Raw genomic sequence first — 13,831 nt, 5'->3', positions numbered from 1 at the left:
GCTGTTCAGCTTCAGCCCGTGTTGGTACAGCGCTTATTGCATCTACAGGAATTCATTGGTGGCAGGCTTTGCACGGGGTTCAGGCCGATGCGCCGGTGGCGTTCGTTACAGCCATGCCGACTGAAACCTTCGAGGTTCAGAACCAGCGCCGCCCTATCGACCAGAGGCGACGGGCTATAGTATTGCGCCCCTTTTCTTCATCGCAGGACGCGAAAGATGAATTACACCCAGGCCCAACTGAAATACCGGCTGTCCATCGCCGCAGGCGCATTGCTGTTTACCGGCGCCTTGATCTCCACCCTGTTTTCCACCCTGAAAATGCTCCACTGGCGCATGAACAGCTACAGCGACGCCGCAGTGATCCTCAACCGCCAGGTCAAGGACTTTGTGTCCATGGTCTACAACAACACCCGGCCTCTGGACTGGTTCTGGGACAACAGCCCGACCCCCGACTTCATCCACCTGAGCAACCCACCCCACTGGAAATTCCTGGTGATCTACCTGCTGATCTTCGTCGGCGCGGCGCTGTTCACCTGGGGCCGGACCCTGATGCGCAAAGTCGAAGAAGTCGAACCGCTGATCCAGGCCCGGCTCAAGGCCACAGCAGAAGAAGGTGTTGCGGTCATGACACTCCAGCAACTGGAAGACTCGACCCCGGTGGAGGCCGTACCTTCGTTTTTTTCGCAGGTTCGACTGCTTTGTGTGCTGCCGTTGGGGATAGCCGTGGTTTACCTTGGGGTGCTGTGGATGTTGCACATTTTGTAATGTCCGGTGGTGGCGGATTGAGTTCTCGACGCTCGGTGATAGATGTCCATGGGTTTCGCTAAATCAAGGAGAGCTTTTGAGAGTTTTCTAACGGACGAAGTCACCACGGGAGTAAAAACACAAAGTGATCCACATGTGGCAACGATCATCGGCAGCCAATAGTGGTCAGTGGACGGAGCGATGATAAATAAGTAGCTATGCTTCCTTATATTTCTGAACGGAACAGCTACTCTTCGGCAACCAGTTTAAATAAAAATTCGCACCAACAAAGGAGAACCACATTGGATAAGTCAGAATTTTTAAGGCACTGGAAATTTCGAGTTCACAGAGTGCAGATTGCGCACTATGAGGCTGGAAGATACTACGAGCTGCGACATTTCTGGATAGGTACTCCAGCAATTATTTTAAGCTCACTTGTAGGTACAGCAGTATTTGCTTCCCTATCAAACACAATTAATGCCGAAGAACTTATATGGGCAAAAAATGTTATTGGCTTTATTAGTATCTTATCCACAGTCTTGATTAGCCTGCAAACATTCCTAAACTTTTCCGAAAAAGCCGAAAAACATAAATCCTCTGGCGCTAAACATGCCCATTTAAAGCACAAAATTGAGTTACTCGCTCTAATTCAACCTAAGGATGACGAAAAACTAAAGACGGCCCTAGAAGAAATAGAAAATGAATGGAATGAAATCCGCTTAGATAGTTTGAACTTCCCAACTTCAATCTGGGAAAAGATAGAAAAAAACATGACATTAGAACATGACAAAATCAATTACCCTGAGTTTGGAAAAAATGCATAGAATTGGCAGGCTACCAAGCCTCGCTTTGTCACCTCGCGTAGAAGCCCCTCAAAACTCCGGATGAATAGGTCCGACGCAAACAGGTGTGTCAAGTCAGGGTAATTACCCAGCTCTCACTGTCGCTACTAACGCCCTGACACAACCACTCAAACATCCCCACCAATGCGCGGTTGCACCCTTCAGGCGGCGCCCCTATAGTTCGCCCTCGCGGCAAAATCCGCGAACGACCTTGGCCGGTCGAATTACAACGACGCATCAGCGTCCAAAACACCATTGCAGACGCTTTTTTTGTGCCTGCGATTCTGTGTTATGGCGGCTGTGTGCGGGACACCTTCGGGTGTGCCGGTGTCGTTGTAAACCGGTCGGCCAACCCTCACACAGCTGCCACCCTCAATTTGCTTGGCCGCAAATGGTGGAAGCTCTACAACGAGTAACGACCATGGACGATCAATCGATTTCCCGCTTCACCCCCATCGACACCCACGACGCCGACTCTCCCGTTTTCTACCTCGATACCGACGCGCCCTTGAGCGATCTGGCGGCTTGCGCAGCCCATCGTTTCACTGTGGTGCGCGACCTGATGGACAGCCTGTCCACGCTTAACCTGAAAGATATTTCCGACTGTGATCTGACGCGGGTGACGCGAGGGGTGCATCTGCTCACCCGGGAAGGGTGTGCGGTGTTGGAGGTGATTCAATGGCGCACGGCGCAGGAGCCCTGAGCGCTATTGAGCCTGGGAGGCTGTTTGTAGCCGCTGCCGAAGGCTGCGATCGGCTGCGCAGCAGACGCAAACCCTGCCTCCCGGCTTTACCTGCTACACCGCGTCGTCAGGTTCGGCGGGCGCTCTGCGCCCGATCGCAGCCTTCGGCAGCGGCTACAGGGAGCGTCAAAGCCTTCGCACCTTTTGAGGAGATCCCCGTGCACTATCTCATCTGCATCGAATGGGGCGACGAACACACCGCCACCGGCATCCAGATTCCTGATATTCCCGATGCTGTCACCGCGGGCGACAGCTTCGAGAGCGCCTAGCGTGGTAGGCACAGCGGCCAACGTGGCGGACGTCACTCAAGTCGACCGACTGCTGCATGGCAAAGAGAAGGCGGTGCATGCCGATGCTGGCTACACGGGGGTGGAGAAGCGGCCCGAGCACGAAGGAAGCCAAGTCATCTGGCAGATTGCGGCGCGCCGCAGCACCTACAAGAAGCACGGAAAATGCAGCCTGTTGTACCGAATGAAGCGCAAGATCGAGAGAGCCAAGGCGCAGACGCGCGCCAAGGTCGAGCATCCGTTTCGTGTGATCAAGCGCCAGTTCGGCTACACCAAGGTGCGCTTGCGTGGGCTGGCAAAAAACACCGCGCAGTTGGTCACGCTATTCGCTCTTTCAAATCTGTGGATGGGGCGCCGGCACTTGCTGACGAATACGGGAGAGGTGTGCCTGTGATGCAGGTAGTAGCCGTCGCGAGGTGCTCGCGGCGGCTAAAAACACAGAAGTGAGCGGGTGAATTGGTCGTTTTAGATCGACTCCCTGCTTTCAAAAACGGCAGGTGCGGAAGTCGGCCCAAAATATCGGACTACTTCAGACCATCCTTAGTCAGGTGGTGCGAGCGCCGACCATTCGAAAGCCCATGAGAGAAATCGTTATCTGGACGACCAGAACCAGACACAGCAATACCGCTGCCATTCCCCAGTCACCGCGGTCGGCGATAACCCCCAACGTCGCGATCATTATCGTGGCGCCAATATTGCCGACTAACCAGAAAATTGAGGTCGCCGTCCCAGACCTGGAGAGTCCGGCAGTGTCGGCTATCAGTTGCAGCAGAAGAGGCAGCGGAGATAACAGCGCGGCACCGATCACGATCCCTGCCAGACTCAATATCCAAGGGGAACCAGAGGTGAAAAGCAGTACCGTGCCTCCCCCTGCCAACAATGAAACCCCGGACAGAATGCCCCCCACGGTTGCACCGCTACGAACCAGTAAAGGCATGAACGTCATACCCGCGATACCACCGGCCAACATCAGAACAACGATAAATCCTGAAACCTGGGCATCGATCCCCTGACGCAACAGGATCGGCTCCAGCCATGTCGTAATGGCGGAGAAATAGCCGTTGGTTAAAAAAATCATCAGCAAAACAGCCGTGAACGGAGCCGTGCGCAATAAATCGACACCCTCCGCCAGTAAACGGCCGCCGGACTTGGTCGGAGCGGACGTTGTTTGCACAAGAGGGCCATCTCGCGGGACATAAATGAAGGTCAATAGCGCAATCAGCCCCAGGATCGCGACGTCAATCAACAACGAACTGCTGATGTTCCCCTCCTCCGTCAACGGGACAATCATGAACGCGGAGCCTATACCCAGGAAAATCACCATACTGAACAGCGTCGTGACCCGCACATGTTCATCTTCAGAAAACCAGGTGATCATCAACTTGACGAGCAGCGACATGGTCAACGGTTGAACAAACCCGAACAACAGTTGGCCGGCAAGCAGGTATTCATAATGGGGTTGTAACACCCGGATCAATGCCGCCAACAACATGGCAATGGCTGTGATACGCAACGCTGTTTGCACCGATATCCGGTCAATCAGGCCACCGCTGGGAAGTGCCAGCGGTAATGCAAGTGCCGTCACAGCCAAAGACAATGAACCGACTTTCCCATAAGTAATACCGTACTGGGTGGACACCTGATCCGTGATAGGCGCAAAGCGCATCCACTCATACTGGGTCAACGCCAGCATGCCGGAGTAAATACAAAGAATACGGTAACGTACTGGGATCACTTTAATCTCCCGCAAGAAGACACAAGTGAAGTCCGGGGCGAATGCGCCGGACCTTGAGTTCACACTGTGCAATCAAAACGCCCTCACAGGGCATTGGTTGTCAGCAACCTTAATACTTGATTCCGCTTGCCAGGCTCCAGTCACCGTATTGCGTGCGGGAAACTGTAATATCGCGAAAACCGGCGATCGTCAGCAGCTCCCTTATCTCGGTCTCTGACAATTGCTGACCCTGGGTCCAAAGCAACATGTTCGCGTTATAAGCCGCGACATTATGTGGGCCGGTCTTTTCTTTATTAAAAAACATCTCATGAAGAATGATACGGCCGCCGCTGGGCAGTGCATCAAAACTCTTTTTGGCCAGAAACAGACACTTGTCCAGCGGCCAATCATGAAAAATATCACTGTAAAGATGCACATCGGCGGCTGGATACTCAGACGCCCAGATGTCTCCTTTATGGGTTGTGATGCGCCCCGCCATCCGGTATTGCTCGACGTAGGTATCGGCAATATCGCACACATAGGGAAGATCAAAGATCACGGCATTCAGTTCAGGCCATTTCTCCAGCGCACAAATAGAGTGAACACCCGAACCACCGCCCACATCCAGAAGACAGGTATACCCGGACAGATCAATCCGACCCGACCAGGCCCGAGCCGGTCCTTTGCTTTTACTGTGCATCGCCTTGGTGAAAATTTCGCTGTGTAACTGGTCCTGCGCATTGTTCTCAAACAGATCAGTCTCACCGAACAACCCGGACTCTCCACTGAGCATCGACTCTTTGAAGAATGCATAAGAGAACGCATCTTCTTTGTGGCGTGCGGATTGCAGGACCCCACTGAACGAGGTCTCCGACTTTCGGGTCAGAAACGCTTGCGCCAAAGACGTCAGGCCATAGCACTCCCCACTCTTCTCAAGCAGCCCCTGACTGGTGCACATCGCCACAAGCGCCTGTGCGGCCCGAGGTGCCAGTTCCAATGCCGAGCCGATTTCACCCAGCCTCAGCGCTTTGCCTTCAAGCAGATCAAACAGTTTTACTTCATCCGCAAAAAACAAGGTGTAGGTATTGATAAACCCGAAGTAGATATCAAATATCTGTTTATCACTGTGATGCTCCGTGTGCACTGTACTGTCCATGTAGATGCATATCCCATTTCAAAAATGCCGTTGAAGACCATCAACGATGCCATGACAATAGAAACCCTCAACAACACGATCAAACGCCTGCCTGGCCTCATGCGAAGCGTTGCCCACCAGGTAACCATGTGAACAGGCCTTCAACATCTCGATGTCATTACAACTGTCCCCGAACGAGATGACTCTGGCCGGGGAAATCTCATGTTTCTTGACGATGAAATCGACCCCCTGCTTCTTTCCGCACCCCGGGTGCATGATTGCTACATCGTAGACATTCTCAGGGTCGCCGGCGGCGGCACTGGCGTAGGTAATTGAGGCCTCAAGACCAACCTGCAAACAGAGTCTATGGATCTGCTCGATGGCGATCGCTTCATTGCCATCGGCATTCAAGTAATAACCCCGAATGCGTTTTTGCTGGAAAGCCTCCGACTGCAACGTCAACTCAATACCCTCTCGCTCGAACAGGGCGCTCAGCCTTATGACCCGCTCTGGAAACGTTCCAGCGCCTTGTAACGGCCAACCCTCATCCTCCAGAACACTGTCCGGGTGATTCCAGTACAACTCGGTTCCCAGACTGGTAAGTGCAAAGTCCCAGGGAAATTCGGGGTATCTCTTCATCTTGTCCAGGACCACCGCTTGACTGTTTCCCGTGGCCCAGCCAAATAACAGGTGGTGCTTGCGTTTCAGTTGATTCAAACAGCTTTCCAGTTTGTCTATCCCGGCATCCGCCTCCCGAGACGACAAGACCGGCATAAACGTCTCGTCAAAATCAGAAACTATCAACCAGGTGTCTTTGCTCGTCATACCTGCTCACTCTCTGATGAGTCCCATGGACTGTGAGGATATTTCAATCCGGGAAAACTCCCCGACCGCTCCCTCGGAAAAGGGCGACTGCACACTAAACCCGACGCGCACTTCATCCGGGCAGTTGCTCACATAGAACGCCCGATGAAAAACCACGGCACCCTCAGAGCCACTCAGATAACACGAGAACACATCCCCACTTCGCGAAATGAACAGCCGCACAGGCTCATCGTTTACCTCGATGCCATTGACTTCATCGCTATAGGGCGATGAATGCACCGATACGATCTTCTTGTTGCTGCCGTACTCTTCAACACCGAACTTCAGCTTGTGCAGCCCGACTTGAAGAAAGAGCCCTGCAGCATCAAACTTGGCCAGGCTGAATAACTTGATGTCAGCGCCAAGGGCAAACTCTCCCGTCACGGACGTGAGCAAAGTGCCCAAGCTGTCCACCGTATGAAGCCCTGGAATATTGAACGAATCGCTACCGGGTTCGCTTCGCATTTTCAGAACCGGCGCTACATAACGCAGCTGCGCGCAATGCTCGGCACCGAACACACGATCACTGATCCTCAGTACGGTGTTCGGGTCTTTGCGCAAAAGAGGCGTAGTGCCAACGGTGTCATCCATACAGGTTCATTCCGCCATCGACCGACAGGGATTGAGCCGTGATGTCTTCGTTCTCAAGGACCGCCAGACAGAACCGGGCAATGTTTTCCGGGGCCTGTGTACGACCCAACGGGATAAGACCCTCCATGCGAGCCCACAAGTCATCCAGCGACTCGTTGGGCGCGATGAGGCGGTTCTCCAGGTACTTCCACATATTGGTTTTGACGATGCCGGGGCAAACGCAGTTGACCCGGATATTGTGAGTGGCCAACTCCAGCGCCAAGGCGCCAGAGAAGCCCTGCAACCCGGCTTTCGCGGCGCAGTAGGAAGATATTCCAGGAAAGGCGACTTTTGCGGCAATGGAGCTGATGTTCAGGATCGCGCCGCCCTTGCCTCTCTGGATCAGTGCGCGGGCAGCTTCACGCGACGTCAAGTAAGGTGCTGTAAGGTTGGTTTGCACGATCGCGTCAAACTCGCTCAGCGATGATTCAACCGTGTTGATCAGGTGGCTGCTGCCAATGGCGTTGACCAGGCCGTAAAAGTGCTCTGACTCATGGACAACACCACTTACGGCTTCTATGACCTGGGCTTCAGACGTTGCGTCGACCGCAATGGCCTTTACCGAAAGCCCTTGCTCCACAAGATCCGCCGCCAGCGTGCGAGCCGCCTGATAACCACTGACATCCTGAGTTTGATAGTGGTTGATTGCATTGGGTGTCCGGTCGGTATCAAAGATGTAGACATGAACACCTTCTTTGGCCAGTACTTCAACAATCGCGGAGCCGATGCCTCTGGCACCGCCCACGACGATCATGGTTTTACCGGACAACTTGCCTTGCGCTTTATTTCCCTGCGTCATAAACCACTGCTCCTGAATCCATAGAAAGCCTGCCGAACCCTATACAGGGTTCAGAAAACCAATAAATAGTTGAAACTGCATTTGAACGTGCGAAGTCTAATTAGCTAATGCGCACGGCGGGTCAGCCAACAATGCGCCCAGTATTCGAGGTGCAACATTTGCCTGGAAAGTCTCGATTGTTGGCCACTCATAGGCATCACCGAAGACCTTGCGAACTCGAACCAGCAAACTGGACTCAATGTATTCAGCCAGGTTGAAGCGACCACTGTTATGTTCTACGACAATAATTTCGCCACATTGGCTCAGCATCTCTTTAACCAACTCAAGATCCGGCCGAACGGACAGAAACCGAATATGTGTGCATCTTTTTGTCGTGGCGACCTGAAAGGCTTCGTACGCCATCGACTCCGATGACACTATCAATGAACCGGCGGCAAACTCGGGCTGAAAAATATAGATATCTTCAGACAGCTTCCGGTACTTCTCCCTCAGGGCACACACTCTTTCCATGGGCTGGTCGTACATTAAGTACAGGCCGTTTCCACCCAGTGCTTTCTGCCGATGAATACAGGCCAACAGATCGAGAGGGTCTGTCAGTTCGTATACGGTTTCTTCCGTCAGCAAGCTGAATACGGTTGAGGCGTACGTAGCGCCGCCCCACACACCGTTCTTCCGAGCGCCAATGACATGCAAATTACGACAGGCAATCAAAGCAGAGTGCAGTACATCTATCGCGTTGAGGTAATACTTGTCATCGGTCAGGACAAACTTCAGTTCATCATCCGGGCACCCCATCGCGCAGGTCAGCAACGCTGACTCGGCCAGGCCGGTGTTGCAATAACCGGACAATGACTTAAGGCCAAACCGAGCGGCCAGATCCGCGGTGAATACATGGACAGGTGCCCCTGACCGAACTTCTTCGATAATGTCGGCCGTCCGACTGCAACTGGAAGCTTTCCTGAGATCATTCTTCTGCTGATCGTCCGTTGACGTCATCAAACTCTGATGGCTGGCACGTTTGAAGGAGTGAACGCCTTTTTCGGTATGACAGATGATCGCGGTCGACCGATGGTCCTTCTCTGCCTGGCGAATGTGTTCACTGATCGCCTGGGTGTCGTGTCCATCCACTTCATAAACATCAGAAAAGTAGGCGGCCAAATACTCCGGCTTCAACTTCCCGGGAAGTGGGTCAATCCCTCTGCCATTGTTGTCCACTATCAACGTCAGGTTCTTGACCTCAAGTTCGCCAATCAGGCGAATCGCCTCGAAAGACACCCCTTCGTTCAACTCACCGTCACCCGCCACACAGATAACACGTGCATCACGATTGGTATTCGCCCGCCCCAACGCAATGCCCACTCCCTCGCCCAGGCTATGCCGCATGCTGTAGGCAAAACCGTAGTGTTTATTGACAACGGCCGGAACCTTGTCGTGAACCGCAGCCAAAAAAGCCAAAGGCATACCGTTGAGCACATGACGATAAGCATAAAACAATGGCGCAATATGCCCCCTGCCAATCACCAGATCCTGATTGGCCACCCCTGCCGCATTGCAGAGTTCCAATGCAAACAGTGCTTCGGCAATGTTCAGTGACGACAGGCAAGATGCCAGGGTTCCGTAACCGGCAATTTCATGAATCCGCTCCAGGCAGACCCTTACGTCTGAATAGAAAGGCGTAAATTGTCTGGCAATGGCTACCGACAGTTCGTTGATCGTCTGGCACTTCGACGACTCGGCAATACCGACTTCAACTTCCTCATTGGCACGCACATACTCATCGGCCGTCAGGTACGCCTTCCGTTTATGCACGCTTTGACGAATGCCATATAACGGCGTCAACAGGCTAGCAACTGGCTCGAGGTCATAACTGACTAATTGATTCATTCAACACCTCGAACACGTCACTTAGCGTTTCTGCTGACATGATGTAGGCGGGCGCCAGGCAAGCCCAATCTTCCTCACCTCGGATAATCAACTTCCTTTCAAAGCACAGCCCACCCAATTTCTTGCCTGCCTGCTCCCCAAGGCTTGAGTCCAGGGTTATGCCGATCAGCAAGCCTTGGGATTCAATCCGGGCGATACGCTCATTCCCGGCGATTTCCTGACACAGCGCCTGGGTCTTTGTAATGAGTTTTTGTAACTGCCCTGCGGCCTCTATCTGTTCCAGCACGCGCATCGACGCATTGATGGCCGCGATCGAAACCGGGTTGCTTGCATAGGTATGCGAGTAGGAAAACGGGATCCACGGCTCTGGCTTGTCAAACACCGAGGCGATTTTATGGGATGTCACCATAGCGGATGCCGGGTAATAACCACCGCTGATGCCTTTCCCGAGCGCGACGATATCGGCAGAAACCCCAAACTGATGGGTATTCAAGAACTCTCCGGTTCGAGAGGCGCCGGTCACGATTTCATCGGTAATCATCACAATATCGTAACGGTCACACAGTTCACGAATACCGATCAGGTACTCGCGGGGAGTTTGCCGCATCCCTTTCAAATGGTTGACCGGCTCGAAAATAATGCAAGCGATCTGCTCCGCACCATAATGAAGAATAATATTCTCCACATCCGCCACGCTGTGCATTTCCAACGCCTGACCTTCGTGAACGACAGGGAATGGCGGGTTGATCCGAATAGTGTCGTAACCGCTGCAACGCAGGTCCTTGAAATCGTTCCTGCCGGTAATACTGTGGGCCCCCAAGGTGGCGCCGTGATAGGAGTGCTTGCGGCAGATCACTTTCTTCTTGAACGTATTGCCTTTGCGCTGGTGATATTCCAAGGCCATGGCAATCGACGACTCGATGGCTTCCGAGCCGCTGTTGACATACAGCACGCCGCCATCTTCCATCTTGGCGCGCTTGAGCAGCAGCTCTGAAGTTTCAAACAGCTCGGACGAATAGAAATGATCCTTGGGGTGGAAAGGCAGATCCGTCAACGTTTTGGAAATATGCTGCTTGATGGGGTCGCACGAATACCCGAACGGTACGTTAAACATGCCCGAAATCGCATCCGTGTAGATGCCACCCTCTGCATGAACACTGACATCTTTAACAGAGCCAACAATTTGGTCTTTCACGCGTGACTGATAGACAAACATCCCTTTATGCCTTCTATTAATTAGATCGGATAAACCTGAGAACCAGCGCCCAGCACTTTACTGTGTGGCGGAACCGACTTTGCCACGACAGCACCCGCACCGATAATTGACCCCTTACCCACTGTGACGCCCGGCAAGATTGTTGCGCCGCCGCCAATCCATACATCATCTTCAATGACTACAGGTGCACCCGATTCTATATAACGACGCCGCTGCTCAAGATCCTTGGCATGGTTAGAGGTATAAATACCGACATGAGGCCCGATAAACACACGGTTCCCGATGTTTATTTCAAACGCATCGAGGAACACCCCATTGGCATTAATAAAAACACCTTCACCAATGTTTATGTTCGAACCAAACTCACAAAAGAAATTGCCCCACTGTTCAAACCCCTCACCCACTGATCCGAACAGGAGTTTATAAAGCGGCTCCCGACCATCAGGGTTATTGCTGATGGAGGAACACAAAGCACGGGCGGTGCGCCTACGGGCAACTAAAGCAGGTTCCGCCGCATCGAATGTCATGAACTCACGCATACGCCACCCTGTACACACGGGCGTAACAGAGAGCACTCATGCCGTGCTGATCGGCAAGTAAACGGGGGCAAACAAGACGATCATTAGTTCCGCGCCTGCCACTACCACCAACAACTAACGCCCACACTTTCCCAATAGCCTGATTCCCTTCAGCCATCATCATCTCCATCTACTATTTATTTTTTAAATATACTTCAGCACTTCCTGAAATCTTTCCACCTTCTACACTCGCCACCAGCGCTTTGCAAGTTTGTTATTACGTCAGTCGTATTGTTATGTCACTGTTTTCAGGGCCTGTTACTTCCGTTCTGGATTGAGTGTGACGGCGCCGATGGGCTGCCAATTACGCGTCGCACCTGACCAGCGATGCGTAGGTTGATAAGGGACTTGCTGCTACAGGGCCAGCACCTCTTGATCCTCGCCGCGATGACGCTGCGCAAGGGGTTACGAAGCGGAATATATAACTCCAGACACACAATTCAACCTGCGCTACTATGCGCCTGGAGTTATAAAGCACCTCTCCCCCCAATAAGGAGATGGAGGTGCAAAGCAGACAGTTGATCAAGGAGCTTGAAGCCGCAGGCTGGGTGCTGGAGCGCGTCACCGGCAGCCATCATCTGTTCAAGCATCCCTACCGGCCCGAGACCGTTCCGGTGCCTCACCCGAAGAAGGATCTGCCACGGGGGACGGTCAAGGCCATCAAGAAACTGGCCGGGCTGATATAGCCCCCTTCAGCCTTCGCACCTTTTGAGGAGATCCCCGTGCAATATCCCATCTGCATCGAATGGGGCGACGAGCACACTGCTACCGGCATCCAGATTCCCGACATTCCCGGGGCGGTAACCGCCGGCGACAGCTTCGAGGCCGCATATAGCGCGGCCATCGAGATCGCCCACGTCATGCTCGAAGAACTGGCCCGTGCAGGGCACGCCATTCCCCTGCCCTCTCCCACCGGCACGCACCGCGCCAACCCCGACTTCGAGGGGATGGGCTGGGGCATGCTGGATATCGATATCACGCCTTACCTGGGCAAGACCGAGAAGGTCAATGTGACCCTGCCGGGGTATGTGATTCAGCGAATTGATCGCTTTGTGCGGGAGCACAACATCAAGAGCCGGTCGTCTTTTTTGGCGGATGCGGCGATGGAGAAGCTGGGGCGTTAAAAGCCGCGAAGTCTCCTACGCACAACCCCGAACTCCAGGCCGGCCGGTAGGCCGCCTCGCGTTGCTTTTGCTTTTGATCTGAACGCCCCGTTAACCACGATGGCCGAACGCAGGTATTGAGCCGTGGGTAACCCGGCAGGGATGCCGGGTTAGCCGCCCCAGGCCATGGATGGCCTGTGGCGGCGGCCCACGGATCAATGCCGAAGTGAGGGCATGCCGAGCCTAGGCGAGGTACCGAGTGGGGGGGCGAAGCGTTTTGGTTACTTTGGCGCTTTTCCAAAGTGACCCGCCGTAAGGGCGGAACCCTAAGTAGCCGTGACCGCAGGAATGGATATGTACACCGTCCAAAAAATGCAGCGCCAGAACAGACGCCATCGCGAGCAAGCTTCGCTCCTACAGGAGCCCAGCCGCTGTTACCGCAGCAACGGATATGCACACAAGAAAATCGCGACCTAAAGCCCTTCTCACTGCACCGGCAAAAAATTCATCAGCAACAGGCTTTGCGCATAGTTCAACCCGATGCGCCGGTAGCGCTCATCCAGCATCTGCGTCAACAAATCCAACCGCGCCACGATCTTCCCGAACTCCACAGCAAAACTCAGATTGCTGCCCTCCTCCGAAATCTCATTGGAAAACAGCAACAGCTCTCCATTGGCCCCCTGCCGCTGACTGAGCATCCAGGTGGCCTTTTCAATATTGCGCGCCGCATTGCTGACAAACTGCGGATCGATAGTGTCGGTCATAAAAAATTCGGTGCGCCCGCCATGGGCGGTAACCAGCATGCTGCCGATCGCATAGATAAAGGCCCCGACCCGGTCGCCACGAAACTCCGGGCTCAGGGCATAACTCAGCGCGGCCAGGTCGCGGCGGTCGCCCAAGGCCGGCAAGGCCTTCTGCTGTTCGATGGCCTGGCGGATATCTCGTGCGGCGCTGGTGGCGTCGGTGTAGCCCCACTCGCGCCACTGGTTGGGGTTGCGCAGGTAGAGCTTGTTCATCAGCAAATAAAGGCTTTGCAGGTTGTCGCGCATGCTCAGGGTGGCCATGCGGTCGACACTGGTCTGGAAGAATTCCTGGGGTTTGCCATTGCTGAACTGGTGGACCATGTCACGCCCCTGCTGCTGGCTGCAGCCACTGGCGCAGACCATCAAGACAGCAGCCAGCCACAGCGGCTGGCGCAACACATGCAGAAAACAACGAGAAAGCGGATAAACCATCGGCACCGTTCTGGACTCTGGCCGCGCGGGGAATCGGCGCGGCCTGGCCAGGAGTAGA

14 protein-coding genes and 2 pseudogenes are annotated in these 13,831 nt (G+C 53.9%); 7 read left to right on the top strand and 9 right to left on the bottom strand.

Going from position 1 to position 13,831, the window contains the following annotated elements; genetic code table 11:
• Positions 1–216 precede the first annotated feature (216 nt).
• The 5 genes and pseudogenes from ACTJKT_RS21225 to ACTJKT_RS21205 form a co-directional block, all read left to right on the top strand.
• On the top strand, positions 217–765 hold the full coding sequence (locus ACTJKT_RS21225; protein ID WP_440788430.1) for a YniB family protein: 549 nt from the start codon (positions 217–219) through the stop codon (positions 763–765).
• A 281-nt stretch (positions 766–1,046) separates the two neighbouring features.
• Entirely contained in the window at positions 1,047–1,568 is a 522-nt protein-coding gene (locus ACTJKT_RS21220; protein ID WP_440788429.1) for an SLATT domain-containing protein, read from the top strand.
• Between the two features lie 439 nt (positions 1,569–2,007).
• Positions 2,008–2,289: a hypothetical protein gene (locus ACTJKT_RS21215; RefSeq protein WP_440788428.1), complete on the top strand. Its 282-nt coding sequence runs from the start codon at positions 2,008–2,010 to the stop codon at positions 2,287–2,289.
• Positions 2,290–2,486: 197 nt separating this feature from the next.
• Positions 2,487–2,594 (top strand): annotated as a pseudogene (locus ACTJKT_RS21210) (type II toxin-antitoxin system HicB family antitoxin); the annotation flags it as partial.
• 1 nt (position 2,595) lies between these two features.
• Positions 2,596–3,009, top strand: a pseudogene (locus ACTJKT_RS21205) (transposase); the annotation flags it as partial.
• A gap of 150 nt (positions 3,010–3,159) precedes the next feature.
• On the opposite strand, the gene ACTJKT_RS21200 reads toward ACTJKT_RS21205, so the two are convergent.
• The 8 genes from ACTJKT_RS21200 to ACTJKT_RS21165 all read right to left on the bottom strand — a co-directional run bounded on the left by ACTJKT_RS21200 (position 3,160) and on the right by ACTJKT_RS21165 (position 11,396).
• Complete coding sequence (locus tag ACTJKT_RS21200) at positions 3,160–4,350, bottom strand: MFS transporter (protein WP_440788427.1); 1,191 nt, start codon at positions 4,348–4,350, stop codon at positions 3,160–3,162.
• Between the two features lie 109 nt (positions 4,351–4,459).
• A complete protein-coding gene (locus ACTJKT_RS21195) occupies positions 4,460–5,485 on the bottom strand; it encodes a methyltransferase (RefSeq protein WP_440788426.1) in 1,026 nt (341 codons plus the stop codon).
• 18 nt (positions 5,486–5,503) lie between these two features.
• Positions 5,504–6,289 (bottom strand): HAD-IIB family hydrolase, encoded by a 786-nt coding sequence (locus ACTJKT_RS21190; RefSeq protein ID WP_097302773.1) that lies wholly within the window; start codon positions 6,287–6,289, stop codon positions 5,504–5,506.
• 6 nt (positions 6,290–6,295) lie between these two features.
• Complete coding sequence (locus tag ACTJKT_RS21185) at positions 6,296–6,919, bottom strand: DUF1349 domain-containing protein (RefSeq protein ID WP_097302772.1); 624 nt, start codon at positions 6,917–6,919, stop codon at positions 6,296–6,298.
• Positions 6,912–7,757, bottom strand: a complete 846-nt coding sequence (locus ACTJKT_RS21180) for an SDR family NAD(P)-dependent oxidoreductase (RefSeq protein WP_440788425.1) — start codon at positions 7,755–7,757, stop codon at positions 6,912–6,914. The genes ACTJKT_RS21185 and ACTJKT_RS21180 overlap by 8 nt, the downstream gene beginning before the upstream one ends.
• A 96-nt stretch (positions 7,758–7,853) precedes the next feature.
• The gene (locus ACTJKT_RS21175) at positions 7,854–9,641 is read right to left on the bottom strand and encodes a 1-deoxy-D-xylulose-5-phosphate synthase N-terminal domain-containing protein (protein ID WP_440788424.1); all 1,788 of its coding nucleotides are present in this window, start codon (positions 9,639–9,641) and stop codon (positions 7,854–7,856) included.
• Positions 9,619–10,857, bottom strand: a complete 1,239-nt coding sequence (locus tag ACTJKT_RS21170; protein WP_097302769.1) for an aminotransferase class III-fold pyridoxal phosphate-dependent enzyme — start codon at positions 10,855–10,857, stop codon at positions 9,619–9,621. Before ACTJKT_RS21170 ends, ACTJKT_RS21175 begins: the two co-directional genes overlap by 23 nt.
• Before the next feature lie 20 nt (positions 10,858–10,877).
• Complete coding sequence (locus ACTJKT_RS21165) at positions 10,878–11,396, bottom strand: sugar O-acetyltransferase (protein WP_440788423.1); 519 nt, start codon at positions 11,394–11,396, stop codon at positions 10,878–10,880.
• Positions 11,397–11,938: 542 nt separating this feature from the next.
• Between ACTJKT_RS21165 and ACTJKT_RS21160 the strand changes: the two genes are divergently transcribed.
• Positions 11,939–12,121, top strand: coding sequence for a type II toxin-antitoxin system HicA family toxin (locus ACTJKT_RS21160; protein ID WP_440788422.1), 183 nt, complete (start codon positions 11,939–11,941; stop codon positions 12,119–12,121).
• A gap of 36 nt (positions 12,122–12,157) precedes the next feature.
• Positions 12,158–12,559 (top strand): type II toxin-antitoxin system HicB family antitoxin, encoded by a 402-nt coding sequence (locus ACTJKT_RS21155; RefSeq protein WP_097305320.1) that lies wholly within the window; start codon positions 12,158–12,160, stop codon positions 12,557–12,559.
• Positions 12,560–13,023: 464 nt separating this feature from the next.
• On the opposite strand, the gene ACTJKT_RS21150 is transcribed toward ACTJKT_RS21155, so the two are convergent.
• Positions 13,024–13,773: a hypothetical protein gene (locus ACTJKT_RS21150; RefSeq protein ID WP_440788421.1), complete on the bottom strand. Its 750-nt coding sequence runs from the start codon at positions 13,771–13,773 to the stop codon at positions 13,024–13,026.
• Positions 13,774–13,831 lie beyond the last annotated feature (58 nt).

The organism is Pseudomonas sp. 22526 (assembly GCF_052044735.1).
GTDB classification, from domain to species: Bacteria; Pseudomonadota; Gammaproteobacteria; order Pseudomonadales; family Pseudomonadaceae; genus Aquipseudomonas; species Aquipseudomonas piscium.
The sequence above is the reverse complement of the archived record's forward strand: the minus strand, read 5'-3'. Positions and strand labels throughout refer to the sequence as shown.

Excerpts from the sequence above, each read along its gene's own strand:
- ACTJKT_RS21165 (WP_440788423.1), bottom strand. The coding sequence starts at position 11,396 with ATGCGTGAGTTCATGACATTCGATGCGGCGGAACCTGCTTTAGTTGCC.
- ACTJKT_RS21225 (WP_440788430.1), top strand. The coding sequence starts at position 217 with ATGAATTACACCCAGGCCCAACTGAAATACCGGCTGTCCATCGCCGCA.
- ACTJKT_RS21195 (WP_440788426.1), bottom strand. The coding sequence starts at position 5,485 with ATGGACAGTACAGTGCACACGGAGCATCACAGTGATAAACAGATATTT.
- ACTJKT_RS21215 (WP_440788428.1), top strand. The coding sequence starts at position 2,008 with ATGGACGATCAATCGATTTCCCGCTTCACCCCCATCGACACCCACGAC.
- ACTJKT_RS21185 (WP_097302772.1), bottom strand. The coding sequence starts at position 6,919 with ATGGATGACACCGTTGGCACTACGCCTCTTTTGCGCAAAGACCCGAAC.
- ACTJKT_RS21180 (WP_440788425.1), bottom strand. The coding sequence starts at position 7,757 with ATGACGCAGGGAAATAAAGCGCAAGGCAAGTTGTCCGGTAAAACCATG.
- ACTJKT_RS21190 (WP_097302773.1), bottom strand. The coding sequence starts at position 6,289 with ATGACGAGCAAAGACACCTGGTTGATAGTTTCTGATTTTGACGAGACG.
- ACTJKT_RS21170 (WP_097302769.1), bottom strand. The coding sequence starts at position 10,857 with ATGTTTGTCTATCAGTCACGCGTGAAAGACCAAATTGTTGGCTCTGTT.
- ACTJKT_RS21150 (WP_440788421.1), bottom strand. The coding sequence starts at position 13,773 with ATGGTTTATCCGCTTTCTCGTTGTTTTCTGCATGTGTTGCGCCAGCCG.
- ACTJKT_RS21175 (WP_440788424.1), bottom strand. The coding sequence starts at position 9,641 with ATGAATCAATTAGTCAGTTATGACCTCGAGCCAGTTGCTAGCCTGTTG.